General features: G+C 40.5%; 10 protein-coding genes. 3 read left to right on the top strand and 7 right to left on the bottom strand.

Annotated features, from left to right (window positions below):
- From HWQ58_RS30570 to HWQ58_RS30590, 5 genes are all read right to left on the bottom strand, one after another.
- Entirely contained in the window at nucleotides 1-2,190 is a 2,190-nt protein-coding gene (locus tag HWQ58_RS30570) for a cation:proton antiporter (RefSeq protein ID WP_292871364.1), read from the bottom strand.
- A gap of 547 nt (nucleotides 2,191-2,737) precedes the next feature.
- Complete coding sequence (locus HWQ58_RS30575) at nucleotides 2,738-4,024, bottom strand: cation:proton antiporter (protein ID WP_292871366.1); 1,287 nt, start codon at nucleotides 4,022-4,024, stop codon at nucleotides 2,738-2,740.
- Between the two features lie 444 nt (nucleotides 4,025-4,468).
- Nucleotides 4,469-5,470, bottom strand: coding sequence for a magnesium/cobalt transporter CorA (gene corA, locus HWQ58_RS30580; RefSeq protein WP_292871368.1), 1,002 nt, complete (start codon nucleotides 5,468-5,470; stop codon nucleotides 4,469-4,471).
- 179 nt (nucleotides 5,471-5,649) lie between these two features.
- On the bottom strand, nucleotides 5,650-6,084 hold the full coding sequence (locus HWQ58_RS30585; protein WP_292871370.1) for a hypothetical protein: 435 nt from the start codon (nucleotides 6,082-6,084) through the stop codon (nucleotides 5,650-5,652).
- A 209-nt stretch (nucleotides 6,085-6,293) separates the two neighbouring features.
- Nucleotides 6,294-7,040: a GDSL-type esterase/lipase family protein gene (locus HWQ58_RS30590; protein ID WP_292871372.1), complete on the bottom strand. Its 747-nt coding sequence runs from the start codon at nucleotides 7,038-7,040 to the stop codon at nucleotides 6,294-6,296.
- Nucleotides 7,041-7,733: 693 nt separating this feature from the next.
- On the opposite strand from HWQ58_RS30590, the gene HWQ58_RS30595 reads away from it, so the two are divergent.
- Entirely contained in the window at nucleotides 7,734-8,936 is a 1,203-nt protein-coding gene (locus HWQ58_RS30595) for an AAA family ATPase (RefSeq protein WP_292871374.1), read from the top strand.
- 163 nt (nucleotides 8,937-9,099) lie between these two features.
- On the opposite strand, the gene HWQ58_RS30600 is transcribed toward HWQ58_RS30595, so the two are convergent.
- Complete coding sequence (locus HWQ58_RS30600) at nucleotides 9,100-9,987, bottom strand: response regulator transcription factor (RefSeq protein ID WP_292871376.1); 888 nt, start codon at nucleotides 9,985-9,987, stop codon at nucleotides 9,100-9,102.
- A 141-nt stretch (nucleotides 9,988-10,128) separates the two neighbouring features.
- Entirely contained in the window at nucleotides 10,129-12,108 is a 1,980-nt protein-coding gene (locus tag HWQ58_RS30605) for a scytonemin biosynthesis sensor histidine kinase (protein WP_292871378.1), read from the bottom strand.
- A gap of 1,692 nt (nucleotides 12,109-13,800) precedes the next feature.
- Between HWQ58_RS30605 and scyA the strand changes: the two genes are divergently transcribed.
- Nucleotides 13,801-15,684 carry a scytonemin biosynthesis protein ScyA gene (scyA, locus tag HWQ58_RS30610; RefSeq protein WP_292871380.1) on the top strand — a complete coding sequence of 628 codons (1,884 nt, stop codon included), beginning with the start codon at nucleotides 13,801-13,803 and terminating at the stop codon, nucleotides 15,682-15,684.
- A 303-nt stretch (nucleotides 15,685-15,987) separates the two neighbouring features.
- Nucleotides 15,988-17,049, top strand: coding sequence for a tryptophan dehydrogenase ScyB (gene scyB / locus HWQ58_RS30615; protein WP_292871382.1), 1,062 nt, complete (start codon nucleotides 15,988-15,990; stop codon nucleotides 17,047-17,049).
- Nucleotides 17,050-17,057: the final 8 nt, after the last annotated feature.

Raw genomic sequence — 17,057 nt, forward strand, 5'->3', positions numbered from 1 at the left:
TCAGTTCCTCAATGTTGGCTCTTGACTACTAACATCAGGAAGCATGGAAGCCAGATGAGCAGTGACTTGACTGTAACGGCGGGTAATCAGCAGGGAAGAGGAACATTGAATGGCTAGTTGATCTGTATATCTTCCCAAGGTTTGACGCTCGATACCCCAAGTGCGGCTAGTGCCTGCAATTGTTAGGTCTACATTTTTTGAGGCTTCGACTACAGCTTGGATTGGATCTGGAGCTTGGACAATTTTGATTTCGATGCGATCGCGTACACTACTCGGTAATTGCTCCATCATCGTATTTAATTCGTAACTCAATTCATCCTTGAGCTGATTTTCGGGTACAACCTGCAAAACCTGTAACACACAAGTCTCACGGTTAATTAGCAGTCTTAAAGCTATTATTAACGCTAAATCATCATGAATATTTGCCGAATAAGGCACTAACAAGCTTTCTAAGCGATCGCTTCCCTTGTCCACAAACACTGCAACATCAACTGGCGCAGTAGTGAGCATTTGACCAACTCTTCCACCTAAACGGTTGCTACTAAAAGCTGGGCGATGCCATCCCACAAGAATTAAATCAGCTTGTTTGAGGGCGGCAATCTGTGCGGTTTCCCGTGCCACATTACTAGATATGCGAACGATCGGACGCACGTGAGAGCGTATTTCTACTGGTTCAAGAGTATTAATCAATTCTTCTAGCTGCTGCCGACGCTGGGCAATTAATCGGTCTGCTTCAACTGGCGTACTTTCAAAGGCATAATCTTCTTCAAATTCAATCAAGCTCAGAGGGTTAACAACGGCGGGATGTCGGGAGTTGAGAGCGATGCTTGCTGCCAACTGTAACAAGCCTTTTTGGGTACTTGGATTCGCCACGGGCACCAAAATTCGGTAGGGACGAATGTAAGTTTCGGCATCAGTAGCGCTGGTAGCCGTTTCTGCTTCTAACTCCGGTTCCACCACATCTAACCTAATCAGCTTCTTCGGATATGTCCATTCCAGAAGTGGCGAGGTCATGAAGGTAGTTACCAATGCCATAATTACCAGCATGGTAAATATTAAGGGGGAAATTACCTTTAACTCTAGACCAATGTTTAGTACTATCAGTTCGGTTAAACCGCGAGTATTCATTAACCAACCGAGTGCCGAGGCTTCCCGTTTACGAATGCCACTGACACGCGCAGCTACATAAGTACCAACATATTTGCCTGCGATCGCCACTCCTAAAACCAACGCACACAAAAGCCACAATTCGGGACGGTTGAGCAAACCTATCTGCGTTTTTAAACCACTGTAGGCAAAAAATATGGGCAGCAAGAATATCAGGACAAAATCTTCGGTTTTTACTGCCAATTCCCGCACTAAATCTTCATTTTTAGGCATGGCTGCTCCCAGCAAAAATGCCCCAAAAATTAAGTGAATCCCAATTAGTTCGGTGATTAGTGCCGACGCAACCACTGCCATATAAATCCCAGCTAGCAGCACCTGGCTGAGTCGTCCTGCACGGAGGTAGTGTTTGGCAAGGCGTTGCAGGAACCAACGACCTGCTGTCAACATCAAGCCGATGTAAACTATACTGGCAATAATTGTAGGTACAGCACCAGCAAAATCACCAGTCCGAGCAACTGCGATCGCTACTGCCAAGAGACACCAAGCTGTGACATCATCCACTGCTGCACAAGTTAACGCCAAAGTTCCTAAACGCGTTCCTTGTAAATTGTTTTCAGTAATGATTCGCGCCAACACTGGAAAGGCAGTAATCGACATCGCCGCCCCTAAAAATAAAGCAAAGGCGGTGAATGATACACTTGCATTGGAAACTAGGGGATAAAGTATCACCGCTAGCAATGTTCCTAGAGAAAACGGCACCAAAATGCTGACATGAGAAGTTAAAACTGCTACTTCTAATTGACCGCCGAGGTATTTAGGATTTAGTTCTAGCCCAATCAGAAACATGAAAAATATTAGTCCCACCTGAGACAAAACATTTAGAAAAGGAAAAGTTTCTGGTGGAAACAAGGTAACTGCTAGATGGGGAGCAATTAAACCAAATAAAGATGGGCCGAGCATAATCCCGGCGACAATCTCACCAATTACCAGAGGTTGCTTAATGGAACGGAATGCTAGCCCTACTAGCCGTGAAAGCCCAATAACAATCAGCACCTCAACCAGAACGAGAATAACTATGTGCATGGTTTCCTCAAAATTAACTATCTGGTTTCCCTAAGATAATTCTTTAAAAGACTGGGAAATGTCAAGCTTGTTAGATATAGCCGTAGCCACATAGGTTAGGACAATGTTGATTGCCAAAAGCCTTGATTTAACTGGGTTTCTACTCAGCACTCAGCACTCAGTACTCAGCACTTTGCTATACAACCAAGAGTAATTTGTGCTTCGTTGTTATATGAATTATTGTTACGATGCAGTTGCAGCCGTGAAACATGAATTCTGATGATTTTAGGAGCTACATCTCGAATAACTTCCGAATTAACAATAGCAAAAAAACTAGTTAATAGGTAGGTAGTTAGTTTGTAGTAGTACTTAAACACGACTACAAACAAATTAACGTTTATATAGCAATCCTATTTGATTTACTTTCCACCAAGTGGCTCAGATCCCCGACTTTTTAAAGAAGTCAGGGATATTTTTATTCATAAATTATTTAGGATTGCTATAACCAGATGTTAAAGCAGAAAATTTTACCCAATTACTAAGTAATTAATTTTATATTTAAATTTATTTAAGTAGAAGATTTTTCATAGCTTGTATTGTGTAATAAAAAGGCAATCAGTGGTGATGCCATTAGGGTAGTAATAACTGCCATAATAACCATGATAGTGAATAAAGTTGGGGTAATTATACCTTGTTCTAGACCAATGTTGAGGATGATTAACTCCATCAAACCACGAGCATTCATTAAAGCGCCGATAGTTGCAGATTCGCGCCAATTTTCCCCAGCTAATTTTGCAGCTAACATACAAGCAACACCTTTACCGAGAATTGCGATCGCAATAATTAACAGCGTTACTCCCCATAAAGTAGGTGTGTTTACCAATGCAATTTGAGTGTTTAGTCCAGAGAAGACAAAAAATATTGGTAACAAAAAAGAAGTAGTTAAAAACTCCGTATATTGGCGAATTTGTTGGGCAAATTCTCCCCGTGGTGTCACTGCCCCCAGCACAAAAGCACCGAATATTGCATAGATACCTGTAACATCGGTAAACCATGCACAAAACATCAAAATTATCAACATTAAAGTCAGGGTTTGTCTGTTCACACCTTCGCGTTTTGTCATGCGTGTGAATGCTTTGAGTAGAGGTTGTCCGAGAAAAATCGCAAATAGCACATAGCAAATGCCACCACCAATTGCTAATATGGCAATACTCAAAGAATTTTTCACGCTAGCAAGTACAATCGCCAGCAAACACCAGGCAACTCCATCATCTACCGATGCTGCACCTAAAGCCAAAGTACCAAAGCGGGTTTGTGCAAGACCGCGTTCGTAAAGAATACGAGCTAACATTGGAAAAGCCGTAATTGTCATCGATGCACCCAGATACAAAGCGGCTGACCAAGGCATAACTTTTGGTTGAAAGAAATCACCATTGTGATAAAACCAAAAAGATGCGATCGCTCCTAAAATAAAGGGAGTAATAATCCCAGCCGCAGATAGCAAACTTGCACTTTTAATATGATGTTTTAAGAGTTTGGTATTAAACTCTAAACCAATCAAAAACATATAAATTACCAGCCCAATCTGGCTGATAGCATATAAAATCGACATTGAGGGATTGGGTATTTTGAGTCCGACAGCAGTGATGATCGGAAGCTTAGGAAACAACCATTGCTGAAAATCTGGTGCAATCAATCCTAAAAGTGATGGCCCTAGCATGACACCTGCAATCATTTCGCAAACAACATCGGTTTGACCAAGATAGCGGCGTCCTAAAATTGTGACAATGCGACAAGTGGTTAAAATAACTGTGAGTTGTAAAAATAGCCGAATAACCAGATCAAAATTCGTCATTGCACTTCCTTAATTTGCGTCTTTGCATTGAACAATCTCCCCATACTCCAAAGCTTGTCCTGTTTTTTTATAGATGATTAATACATCAGTACAAGTGCCAATTTTGGAAACACAATATATAGCGGTTCTCAATTGGGTTAAATACAGGTTCAGGGTCAGGACGTATTAAACGCCTGCACCGGACGGATTGGCAACCTCTAGCTTCGTTTGAAGGTGTCTGCCGCCTGTGATGCTTACCGTTAAACCGTGAAGTTATATCATGCCCATTTAATTAGTTATAATTCCCATATCTGTGGAAAAACCTGAAAACTCTTTCTCCCCGTGCTCCCTGCTCCCTTGCAGTCTTAATCATAAGTATTTCACCGGACATGATATTATCTGTGGGATACGACAGTCTAAGTAACTGTGAATTCTTAATTGGGTGCGATCGCAGATCGTTATTTATCATTTAAGTTTTAGCCAGCCCTTGCGGTAGAAGTAAAACAGCATACAGCCAGCAATACTCAACATAATCAGCCAAAGGAGAGGGTATCCCCAGTCCCACTCCAACTCAGGCATGGATTTAAAGTTCATCCCATAGACACCAGCAATAAATGTCAGGGGTAAAAAGATTGTTGAAAATACAGTCAGGAAGCGCATATTCTCATTCATGTGGTTGCTCATTGAGGAGAGATAAACCTCCATTAAGCTAGAAGCAAGCTCCCGATAAGTCTCTACCATATCGACCACCTGCACTGCGTGGTTATAACAATCGCGCAAGCAGACTCGCACCTCATTCCCAATCAGATCTGAATCTTCTCGCATCAGCCGATCAATAGCATCGCGCTGAGGCCAAATTGATCGCCGCAGCATGAGCAACTCGCGCTTCATCTCGTAAATTCTCTCTAGGGTGTAGCGATTAGGAGAACGAACGACCTCATGTTCGAGTTCTTCGAGTCGTTCGCCATAGTCTTCCAGTACTGGGAAAAAACCAGTAATTATCACATCAATTAGACAATAGAGCAGGTAGTCTGATCCCTGTTTACGGATAGCCCCTTTGTCACGGCAGATGCGATCGCGTAATGGATTAAAGCAACTATCGTGGTCAAACCCTTCCTGAATTGTGAGTACATAGTTTGATCCTAAGACAAGGCTCACCTGTTGACGGTCAAAGCCCTTACCCTGATCATCCGCTTTGACCATGCGACAAATTATTAATAGCTGGTCATCATAATCCTCAAATCTAGGACGCTGAGGCACGTTCATGATATCTTCGAGAAGCGAAAGATGAAGGTTAAATCTTTCTCCAAATTGTTGTAGGATATCTTCGCGCCCCAACCCCTGTATATCGACCCAACTCACCGATTCTGCCGTTAGATAAGGCATACATTCCTCTGGTGTATTGGGTCTATGGCGAACCGCTTCTTCCGACTGACTGTAGTTAATCAGCCCAATCTCTGTCGTCAATGAGCATGTTAATGGGCGATTCTGCGTCCTCAGTAATCTTGAGGGGTTCGGATGAACCAACCGATTGACTCTAACCATAGCTGTTTAAGTAATTCTTTTTATTTATTATTTCTTAACTTAAGTATTACTCACTACTTTATTTTTTAAAATCTATTTATTGAGGTTCCTTCTTTGCTTTTTCATAACCACTCCCCACCCCGGAAACGCCAACGGGGAAAGATAACTCGCATCAGGCTTTGTGAACTAATAAAAATTGCTAGCCACACGACACTATAGTGTAACAAAAAAACTGCTAACGGTAGTTTTTCTTTCGGTAAAGGTATTGGTAAAAAGCCAAACAGTTTGACTCCACAAAACAAAAATACTAATTCCCATATACCAGCTAATAATTGATAGGCTGCGGGCCAATCCCTGTCCCAGCGGGATTTTTGGAGATAGTTATAAAGTACATCCCAACCTAAGCCAAAGACGGCGACATAACCAAGTATCCAAAAATAAACCGAGTTAGCACTAGAACCAATCAAACCAATTGCAAAAGGCAAAGATACGAGTACGCCGACAGTTGCCAGTAATAATAATCGAGTTTGCCAGCGACCAAATAAAGTTGGTGTCATAGGAGTGCTGAGTACTGTTAGCGGAAGCGGGGCGTTTAGCCCGTGCTGAGTGCTGAGTTAGGAGTTATGAATAATATAGAGAAATTAGAGTTTTTATAGATATATTTTGACTCGCTTCATTAAAAAGTTAGGAAGATTGTAGTGCTTTTTGCGAGGATGGCAAATACGAGAATATCGGCTACCCCCAAAGCACCAACACATCTATATTATTAGGATGGTTTAAGGTGATAATCAAATTTAGAATGGTAAGCTGCATTGGCAAAGTCCATTGAAGGTATGGCATCCCAATTGATTACATCTTCTAACAAAGCTTGATAACCTAGTGTATTGGGATGAAGTCCATCTTCACTCAAGCGTTTGAGTCGCCAACTTTCACCGCGTCCCATCCATTGCTCAAAAATATCCAAATAGGGAATCTGCCGTTTGCTGCAAGCAATTCGAGTTGCTTCTTTGTAGCGGTACTGGTCGGCATGATTATAGTAAAAACAATCTAAAAATGGCATCTTGGCTTCATCTACTGGCACCATGCCTACAAATAACACAGGACAGAGTTGCTGGGCTAAATCTAGCAGAGAAGCAATTTCCTTTTCAAATAAGGTAAAATCTGTGTAACTTCGGCCATCGGGACGCGCCAACCGGGCTGAGTCATTCACGCCTACTGATAAAATAATCAAGTCGGGAACACGATTTCGCAGTTCACCCCGGTGGCGAAATTCAACTTCTAGCCTTTGTGCTACTTGTTGCGTGCGATCGCCTCTTACCCCTAAATTATAAAGAACATGACCGGCACTATCCGGCAACATCCACCATCGCCGTAGTTGCTCAATCCAACCTCCTTTTTCCGGGTCGCCGAATCCATAAATTAAGCTGTCCCCAAGTGCGACAATCTTCATAGGCTGAAAGTGATTTGGTGGTACAGACAGCTGCATTGAGGAAGAAGCGAGAAATGTGTGCATTTAACGACTATATTTTATATCTTTACAAGATTCTATACATTTCTATACCATAGATGGCTATCTTTAGTGTTCAAGCATCTATGGAGTTTTACTTGTTGATATAGTTCTAAGGTTAATATTGCCGCAGTTGAGACTTTGTATGATGGGCTACTGCACTTTCACAATCAACATGAGAATCGAACCGCAGAGGCGCTGAGGACGCAGAGGAAGAGAAAAAAGGCAGATCCCCGCAAAATTAATTTTATTTCTGGGATGTAGGGAATTTTGCTGGGCAATTCCACGGACATGATATACAGCAGAATTCAGGAGTCAGAATTCAGAATGGGCTACGCCCCGCTGCGCTAACAGAAATAAAACAAGCTTTTTACAAGGCTTTCAGACTAGCTTGTATACTTCATCAACTTGAAATCTGCTGTAAGTCCTCATCTACAGACGGATAAGTTGTGTAGATAAATCAATCGCTAAAAGTAAACACTCACTTACCAATTGGTTTGTTAAAAGAGTTGACACAAGTAGTTGTTTAGTAATACAGTGTACTACATAAGTAATGAGTTAGATTAAAAAGACTTCCTCGCCAGTACAGTGAAAATAAAATTACCATTTGCACGCAATTAGTTGATATTACGAGAAAAAATTTTCAAAACTTCCTACTTAACACAAAATAACTTAATTAACGCTGCATAACTTATAAATATGGATTTTGACTATTTTAGAAGCAATGAAGGCACTCCTACAAATAATACTCGGCAAAGCTTACTTGCTTGCGGTTGGCGACCGTTTAACCGAGAATTAGATTGGGGATTTTTATGGCAACTGTTGTACAGTGACTCCCGCGAATTAAGTCAAAAAAGTTTGAATTTGGCGAGTAATATTGCTGATGTTTTAGGACGAAATAATTATGCTTGGTGGGCGAATTTATTAAGTGTTGTATCTGATAATACCCGCTACGAAGTTGAAAAATTTTGGAATTACATTACACCAGATCCTCAATCACCAGATCATCGCTACAAAGATGTTTTGAGTACGGAAACGCCTATTGTCCAATTTGTCAGTCGTAGTAGTATTCCTATTGATTATGTTCTTAATCGACTGCAAGAAATTACTGTACTGCGAGTTTTAGGTGTATTGGGTAATCCTGATATTATTACCCAGTATTACTCAGAAAGAGATTTTTATTTTCCCATAGATAAATTTGTTAGCTGGGAACGCTTAGACGTTATTAATACTGTTTACGCTTACTGGTCTAAGTATGACATTTGGTTGCAAATTGATCCTTACGATCGCGGGCGACGACAATATAGTTTAATGGCGAAAAATCTCGCGCCACTAATTAACAAAGCGACTTACGACTTAGCAGTAATGCTGAGTGGATATCAAAGTCGTGTAGGCAAAGTTCATAGTCAGTTTCCCATTCGGACATTTCCCGCAGATATCCAAAGCTTTACTGACTCTGTACAGCAAGCGATTTTAAATCAAAACCAGTTAGCGGTTGTTGTACATGGGCAACCAGGTACTGGTAAAACAGTCTGGACACAGGCAGTAGCAAAAGAAATTCTTGTACCTTTAGGGTATGTAATTTTTATTTTAGATCATGATGCGATCGCTAATTTTGTCCCACCGACTTACATAGAGCGTATTTGTATCGTTATTAACGAAGCTGATAATCTAGCGCAAAATCGTGCTTCCGAGGTAGCGCAATACAATAACAAAACCGAACACATTCTGAGTTTGCTGGATGGGACTTTATATCAGAGTGTAATTGATGACTCTGGTATTCAAATGCAGCAACGGTTAGTTGTCTTGATGACTTGCAACACTACCGAAAGATTAGATCCAGCCATGTTACGTAAGGGTAGGGTGGATTTAATATATGAGTTTACACAACTATTTATTTGAATTGGGTAACTCGGTAGTCTTCTGAGGAGAAGGGACAATGGGGATGGATATACTGCCTGAAGCCCTTTTTCCTCTTTTTCCATATTTGGTAGATGCAATCGTAAATCCTGTTTCGACGATTCCTTTTTTGCTAACACAACAGTCAAATCTGCTTTCAGCACTTTTAGCAGAGTTGCACCTGTTTTTGCGATACAAGCTGATGCTCTTTGCGCCAAGCCTGGGGAGGTAAACCGTGATGTTGGCGAAACTGACGGGAGAAATGAGACACATCCTGATAGCCCAATGCTTTTGCTATCTTCTCGACTGTCTCATTATTATTTTGGAGTAAAAAACGAGCTCCCGCCATCCGGCGTTTGACAATCCAGCAGTTTACAGTCTCTCCTGTCTGCTTTGCTACTCGGTTAGTTAAGTAAGCAGGTGAGTAACCAACAGCAACAGCCACATCACACAAAGTAATTCCTTGATCGTAATGAGCTTCGATGAAGTCGAACACTTCTTTTAATTGGGGAATGGAGGGAAAGATTGACGAATCAGTGATCATGGCTTCTCTACCAGAGGCTTCGGCAACGGCAAGGGCAACGGCAACATCTACAGTGGTCACTGGAGTATCATCTGTAAATACTGATTTTGGAGTTTTCTCAGACTTAATAGTACACCAGTACTGAAAATTAGCTTGTTTTTGTAAGCGAGTAGCGATCGCTCTGAGCAATTCGTCTAGTGTAGAGGGTTTGCTAAGATAGTCGTCTGCTCCCAATTCCATAGCTTTGCGAACATCTGCTCTGGTACTACTGCCAGTCAGAAAAATGAAAGGAATAATTGCTGTAACAGGATCTTGGCGTAGCGTAGTTAAAACGTTATAACCATCCATATCGGGCATTGTGATATCGCAAATCACTAAGTCGGGTATATGCTTTTGTGCTTGCCGAATACCAGCAAAACCGTTGTCAGCACCTATCGTATCAAAACCTTTAACCTCAAGACCCTTTAAATAAAGATTGCGGGTAACGTTATCATCTTCAATGACGAGAATTTTCTTTGACGATTCAGACATAATTTTCTATTACCATAACTTTTTGCAGAAGCTGCTTACTAGACTCTTTGGTGAGTATGTAAATAGGCATGAGATTAATTACTTCGTTTGGATAGTTATGATTGTTAATTTGTTAATTAACAACTATCTTCATTTCAACACTCATAACTCGGTACTGGTAAACTCTGATTGGATTAATGGCAATATCACAGTAAATGTAGTGCCCACACAAATTTGACTTTCTACAGAAACTTGACCGTGATGTAAATCTACAAGGGTTTTAAGAATCGATAGTCCTAGTCCAGTACCAGGTATATGCTCAATATTACTACCACGGTAAAATGGCTCAAATATTCGTTGCTGATCTGCTACTGAAATACCGATACCCATATCTTTAACCTGGAAAATTAATTTTTCATTTTTGCAATATAGTTTCAAATCAATTGGCATCTGGGAGGGGGAATACTTTATTGCATTGTCGAGCAAATTGTTCAAAATAGGCTCTAACAATTTTTTATCTATGCAGGCTGTTAAGGACTTATCTTCAGTTACAAAATGAATCGGATTTTGGCTAATTCTCATCTGCATTTGTGTTACTAAATCATTACCAAACTGAACTAAATCAAGCGGTTTTGGAGCAAAGTTGATTTTTGCTGATTCTGTCTTAGAGAAGAACAAAATATCATCCAACATTTGGCTGAGTTGTTCGGTAGCTTTTTGAATGTGATCGAGTAATGGTTGTATTTTCTTCTGTGTACGTTTGTCTACTTCTTCCTTTAGTAAACTATTAGAAAATGAAACAATATTCAGCGGAGTCCGAAATTGATGGCAAACCATAGAAAGAAAACGCGCTCTAAGTTCGCTAAGTTGTTTTGCTTGTTCTAAAGCTTGGTTTAGACCTAATTCTGCATATTTGTAATCGGTAATATCGATGCCTGCAATCAGTTCGACTGGCTTTCCTCCAAAATCCAAAACTCCATCCAGCATGGCAACCGCGCAAGCTAGCCAGCGCTCCGTGCCGTTTTTTGTCAAAATATTTATCTCCTGGTATTCAAAGTTAGATGCTTCAGCCTGGTTGCGTACCTGCCTACGTTTTTTGCTTTTAATCAGTCGACGCAGTTCAAAGCCTATTGTCAGTTCTTCGTTTGTGTAGCCAGTGAGTTTCTCCACTGCTGGATTTACATAGCAAAGCCGCGTACCTTGAATCAGAAAAGTGCTGGCATCTGTCGTTTCTGCTAAAGTCCGAAATCTAGTTGCGTTCAGTCGTAATGCTTCTTCAGTCTGTTTCGATTCGGTAATGTCCCAAATACTCCACACTCTTCCAATAATTTTACCCTCAAGCAACTGAGGTTTAGAATAGTGTGCAAAAACTCTTCCATCTTTTAACTCTAGAATATCATAGCTCTCAAAATCAGCTTGGCTAGACACTTCCCAAATCAGCCGACTAAAGGCTTGTGGATCTTTAAGTTGGCTCTCAAAAAAGGCTTTGCATCGAGGACATTTCTTAGATAGAATTAGGGACTCTGGAATCTGCCACATATCCACAAATTTCTGATTCAAGCTCAGAATATCTCCCTCAAAGTTAACTGCAACAACACCAATGGCAGTAGATTCGAGAGTAGAACGAAGTAAAGATAGGGATGTTTCTAGTTCTAATTCTTTTACCTTGAGTTGAGAAAGCTCCTGTTGCAAATTGTCTTTGACATCCCTTAATTCATCAGTCCACTTTTGCACGCTCAGTTCTACTATTTCATCAGTTTTCTCACGAGCAAAGGCACAGCCAAATTCCATATTTTGGTCTTTTACATAGCTAATGGATATTTCAACCAGAAAGATCCGACCTCTTTTTGTCCTGTAGCGAGATTTAAAGGTAAGGGAACCCTGTGAAATAATATCTGACCAATTGTGTAGAGAAAAGTCTACATCTATATCATGCAGCCTCATGGATAGTAATTCCTCACGGGAATACTCAGTCATCAGGCAAGTGGCATCATTAACATAAAGAAACTGCGCGTTTGCTCCTAAACAGAAGGCAGCATCTACAGCATGATTTATTAGAAAGTGAGCAAACTTCATCTCTATTTCTGGTTGTAGTGCCCATTGATTGTTTGATTGAGCTAGTGTATATTCGCCAGAATTCATATTCCCACTTCCTCCTGGTAATCAATCAGCACTATAGCCATTAATGAGTTAATAGTCATAACTTACTAAGATTTTTGGTGTACTGTTCGGCTGTTAAAAAGTAAAACTAGTTAGTTATTAGAAAATATTACTAATTATCTTAACAAAACTTATCATACCAGGAAAATGTGAATTATTAAAGCGAATTTTCTTAAAAAAAACTAAATATTTCAAAAAATTATTTATTATTGACTTAAACAGCTTTTTATAGCAACACAAAATTTAGACAAATCAAATCTAGATTAGCCAATCAACCTTATTAGATAAGAGTTCAAAACTCTTAATCTATAAGTAGAAAAAATATTTTAAATCTAAACTAGCCCTGCGTCAGAACTAACTAATAGACATCTGGTGAAATTAATTATGCGTTATCAATAACCCTTGTAGAGATGTAGGAGTGCTACCCCTCTACAAGAGTTCACCAACCTAAAATTCCTGGGTTTCCACTGGAGAAAGGTTAAAAAATAAAAATTTTTATCCTTTAACCTTTTCCCTAGCAAGGACTTTGGCGAACTACTCGTGTAGAGTCGTTTGATTTTCAACATAAATCAATTTGCAGTTCTGGACCTGACTTAAATGAATAAACTTCCACTCATCAACCACTGATCAACTTATTTTCTTAATTTATCTTAACTTATTCTCTCAGCGATTTAACTATAGAAGAATATGCTTAGTCATCTGTCGTAAGAAGTACATTCGTATCAAAAAAAAATACGTATATTTTTAGGTATAGTGTTGCGTTTGTTTTATCATAAAGAAACACTGCATTCGTATACTAAGTATATATTCATATTTTAGGCATGATAAAACACATTTTTTTAATTTATTTACATACTGAATATTTTGTCATCTCTCAAAAGAAGTATAAAAGGTTAAAAAAATAATGTCTTTATCGTTACAAATAATTGACTCAAAGAGTTTTTGCTGGCAATATAAAAACCGCTAAATAGCCTGATGCCTAAATTCGGATAAAAAGTTGTGTAAGTTCTAAAGCAAAAGAATTGACAACCAGATCAAAAGATTTTCTATTGTAAATTTGGTAATGTGCCGCCCCTACATCGCAGAAGATCAATCTTTCAGAATGACTAAGTTAGAAATGTCACAATTACGATAAAAGCGAAAAAATTGACACCCTGATCAAAATATTTTTCATTGCAAATAGGTTTTTATCATAGTATCTATCATTAAGTTAAGAATTTCCCTAGGCGGTTAAATAAGTAAATGGGTGCAATTAAAGGTAACTATGTAAAGCTTTGTAAAGATTATGAGATGTGTTTGAGTTAAGCTTAGTTGCTCGTTTACATACCTTTAGATGATTTGGTTTATTCCTGCCAACCTACTTAAGCACTGCAATCATCACACTAGAAGCGAAAAATTTGACACCTCCATCAAAAGATTTTTGATTGCCCAACGGTCTTTATCTCCTTTATTGTGATCATTAAGAAGCACAGCCTCAACTGTTGTATGCTTTTGGTAAAAATTTTTTGGTACTGCGCTCATAAGCATCAATCAGCAGTGACTAATCATTTCTACTATTGTCCAAGCTAGGTCATAGCTGTAAGAAACAACAGAGTTGTTTGTATTAAATATTTCTAGCGCTGTGATTGTAAACTAAAAAGCCTTTGTGTAACTTTCTGTAATTACGTGAAACTAATGAGTCAAAACTATACTGGTTCAAACTCTCCTCTGATCACCACTGAGCCATACAAGGAACTTCCAGCAAACAGATATGTAGAATCTGTGTCTGATGTTTCTGGTCAGCTTGATGAATCGGAGAATAACGGGGGAATTCAGGCTTTTTTAAAGGACGAGACAGCCCCAACGCTCTCCGTTGCTGATGCGATCGCTCAGATGTTGGAAAATTTGGGAGTAAGCTACGCTTTTGGTGTCGCCGGTGGTGCAATGGCCAGCCTTTGGGGTGCGCTATCCAATAGCAGCATAGAAGTGTTGAACTTCCGCCATGAAGCCGGAGCCGCATTTGCAGCCACCGAAGCTTACTTTGCGAATAATCGCCCCACTGTAGTTTTTACCACAGCAGGGCCGGGGATCACCAACGCCCTCACCGGATTATTTGCGGCTCGTGGTGAAGGTGCCAAGGTAATTTTACTGTCAGCTTGCACCTCAGCACCGCAGCGTGGACGCTGGGCAATTCAAGAAACCAGCACTTATACATTGCCAAGTGGAGGGATTTTTACCACAGGAGCGCTATTCAACTATGCAATCACGATTGAATCTGCGGCTCAACTACCGCAGATTTTTCGTAAACTGGCTTTGGCTATGGCGCAACCAGGCGGATTTGTTGCCCATTTGAGCATTCCTACCGCAGTGCAAACAAGTTTAGTTGAGAATATAGCCTTACCCCAACTAGATGTTTCTCCGTTTGCGATGACTGCTTCAAAAGAAGCGATCGCGAAATCTGTAGAGTTACTATCATCTGGCCTCTTTGCCATCTGGGTTGGTTTCGGTGCGCGTGACGCAGCAGACAAAATCCGCCAACTCGCAGAGAAAACTGGAGCAGCCGTCATGTGTTCACCCCGTGGTAAAGGTATCTTCCCTGAAGATCATCCCCAGTTTGTGGGTGTCACAGGTTTAGGCGGTCATGCTTCCGTCTTAACTTATATGGAACAGCAACCTCCACTACGCACACTCGTATTAGGAACCCGCCTTGGCGAACCGACTTCCTTCTGGAGTTCGGCGCTAGTTCCAAAAGCAGGCTTTGTCCATGTCGATATTGACCCAGAAGTACCAGGTGTAGCCTATCCACACGTTGAAACTTTCGGGGTTCGTTCTGACATCAAAGCTTTTGTGGAAGAGTTGTTGCAGCAATTACCAGATGCTCCTCGTTCCACAATCTCCCTACCTCGTCCAGAACACAAAGCAATTGAACCTGCTCCAGACGTAGACTATCCAGTGCGACCAGAAGTATTGATGGCAGCAATTCAAAAGATCGTTGTTGAGGGTAGCGATGCCGTAGTCATGGCAGAATGCGGTAACTCTTTTACTTGGTCAACACATCTACTGCAATTTTCCGAAGCCAATCGTTACCGAGTCAGTACCGGAGTTGGCGCAATGGGTCACGCCGTCACTGGAGTGTTGGGTGCAGCGTTGGCAAACAATGGTAAGGCTGTAGGGATTGTAGGTGATGGAGCAATGCTGATGAATAACGAAATCAGCACAGCCGTGAAATACAAAATTCCCGCAATCTGGATCGTACTCAACGATGCGCGTTACAACATGTGTCATCAAGGGATGAAAATCTTGGGATTAAAGGGCGCAGATGCAACAATTCCACCAACAAACTTTGCGATGATTGCTCGTGGGATGGGAGCAGAAGCGATCGTCGTTGTCAGAGAGTCGGATATCGAACTAGCATTAGAACAAGCGATCGCATCAACTGTTCCCTTTCTCATCGATGTAGTGATTGACGCCGATCGACCAGCACCTTCTGGTGGACGTAATAAAAGTTTGGCAGCCCAAGGAATTAAATCAACTCCCGCGAAAAATGCAGTCAAGCAAGTTTCATTTCCAATGATTTGATTTAAAAAGCTTGCAATCTCATTCAATTCTTATAGACACTAAGACACTCCAAGAAAGCGGAATTTACAACGCAGTTTGGATGAGTCCATTCAGCAAAACATAAAGGATGAATTTAGAAGCGGCAAAAATTTTATTCCAGGCAACAACTACGCCCACCAAGCTGGAATGTTTTATTTTTGAAGATTACTCTTTTCTAACTTCATCTTATCTTAATATTCCAGAGTGTTTTTGTGTCTATATCTTTACATTTCGTAATGGTCATTACTTTCTCTAAACAATTCCAACCAATATCAAGAGGTGAAAATGCTGCTATTTGAAACTGTTAGAGAAATGGGTCACGAACAAGTTCTCTTTTGTCATGGTAAAAATCCCGAAATTAAGGCAATAATCGCCATTCATGATACGAGCTTGGGCCCAGCAATGGGAGCTACAAGACTTATGCCTTATGTCAACGAAGAAGCTGCTTTAAAAGATGCACTTCGTCTGAGTCGGGGAATGACATATAAAGCAGCCTGTGCGAACATTCCGGCTGGTGGGGGAAAAGCAGTCATTATTGCTAATCCTGAAAATAAAACAGACGATCTGTTGAGAGCTTACGGACGTTTTGTTAATAGCCTAAATGGACGTTTTATTACCGGACAAGATGTCAATATTACTCCTGATGATGTGCGGACAATTAGTCAAGAAACGAAATATGTTGTTGGGGTATCAGAAAAGTCCGGTGGCCCTGCTCCCATAACATCACTAGGAGTTTTTCTCGGAATTCAAGCTGCTGTAGAATCTCGTTGGCAGAGCAAAAGACTTGATGGCATGAAAGTTGCAGTTCAAGGCTTAGGAAATGTTGGTAAAAATCTCTGTCGGCATTTACATGAGCATGATGTCCAGCTTTTTGTTAGCGATGTAGATCCAGTAAAAGCGGAAGAGGTAAAACGGCTTTTTGGCGCAACTGTTGTAGAACCAACCGAAATTTACTCACTTGATGTAGATATCTTTTCTCCTTGCGCGTTAGGAGGAATTCTTAATAGTCATACAATTCCTTTCCTCCAAGCGAAAATTATTGCTGGTGCAGCTAATAATCAATTGGACAATGAGCAATTACATAGTCAAATGCTTGCCAAAAAAGGGATTCTTTACAGCCCTGATTATGTAATTAATGCCGGAGGGCTAATTAATGTTTACAACGAAATGATTGGTTATGACGAAGAAAAAGCTTTCAAGCAAGTGCATAACATTTATGACACGCTATTAGCAATTTTTGATATTGCTAAACAGCAGGGAGTAACTACCAACGATGCTGCTAGACGATTAGCAGAAGACCGAATCAACAATAGTAAGCGAACCAAGACTACAGCGATCGCAGCCTAATTGTTATT

The organism is Nostoc sp. LPT, from assembly GCF_017115165.1.
GTDB lineage: Bacteria > Cyanobacteriota > Cyanobacteriia > Cyanobacteriales > Nostocaceae > Nostoc.

What these genes read in the sequence shown, in the direction of transcription:
- HWQ58_RS30600 (WP_292871376.1), bottom strand. Translation starts at nt 9,987, where the DNA reads ATGTCTGAATCGTCAAAGAAAATTCTCGTCATTGAAGATGATAACGTT.
- HWQ58_RS30590 (WP_292871372.1), bottom strand. Translation starts at nt 7,040, where the DNA reads ATGCACACATTTCTCGCTTCTTCCTCAATGCAGCTGTCTGTACCACCA.
- HWQ58_RS30595 (WP_292871374.1), top strand. Translation starts at nt 7,734, where the DNA reads ATGGATTTTGACTATTTTAGAAGCAATGAAGGCACTCCTACAAATAAT.
- scyA (WP_292871380.1), top strand. Translation starts at nt 13,801, where the DNA reads ATGAGTCAAAACTATACTGGTTCAAACTCTCCTCTGATCACCACTGAG.
- HWQ58_RS30585 (WP_292871370.1), bottom strand. Translation starts at nt 6,084, where the DNA reads ATGACACCAACTTTATTTGGTCGCTGGCAAACTCGATTATTATTACTG.
- HWQ58_RS30605 (WP_292871378.1), bottom strand. Translation starts at nt 12,108, where the DNA reads ATGAATTCTGGCGAATATACACTAGCTCAATCAAACAATCAATGGGCA.
- HWQ58_RS30575 (WP_292871366.1), bottom strand. Translation starts at nt 4,024, where the DNA reads ATGACGAATTTTGATCTGGTTATTCGGCTATTTTTACAACTCACAGTT.
- scyB (WP_292871382.1), top strand. Translation starts at nt 15,988, where the DNA reads ATGCTGCTATTTGAAACTGTTAGAGAAATGGGTCACGAACAAGTTCTC.
- HWQ58_RS30570 (WP_292871364.1), bottom strand. Translation starts at nt 2,190, where the DNA reads ATGCACATAGTTATTCTCGTTCTGGTTGAGGTGCTGATTGTTATTGGG.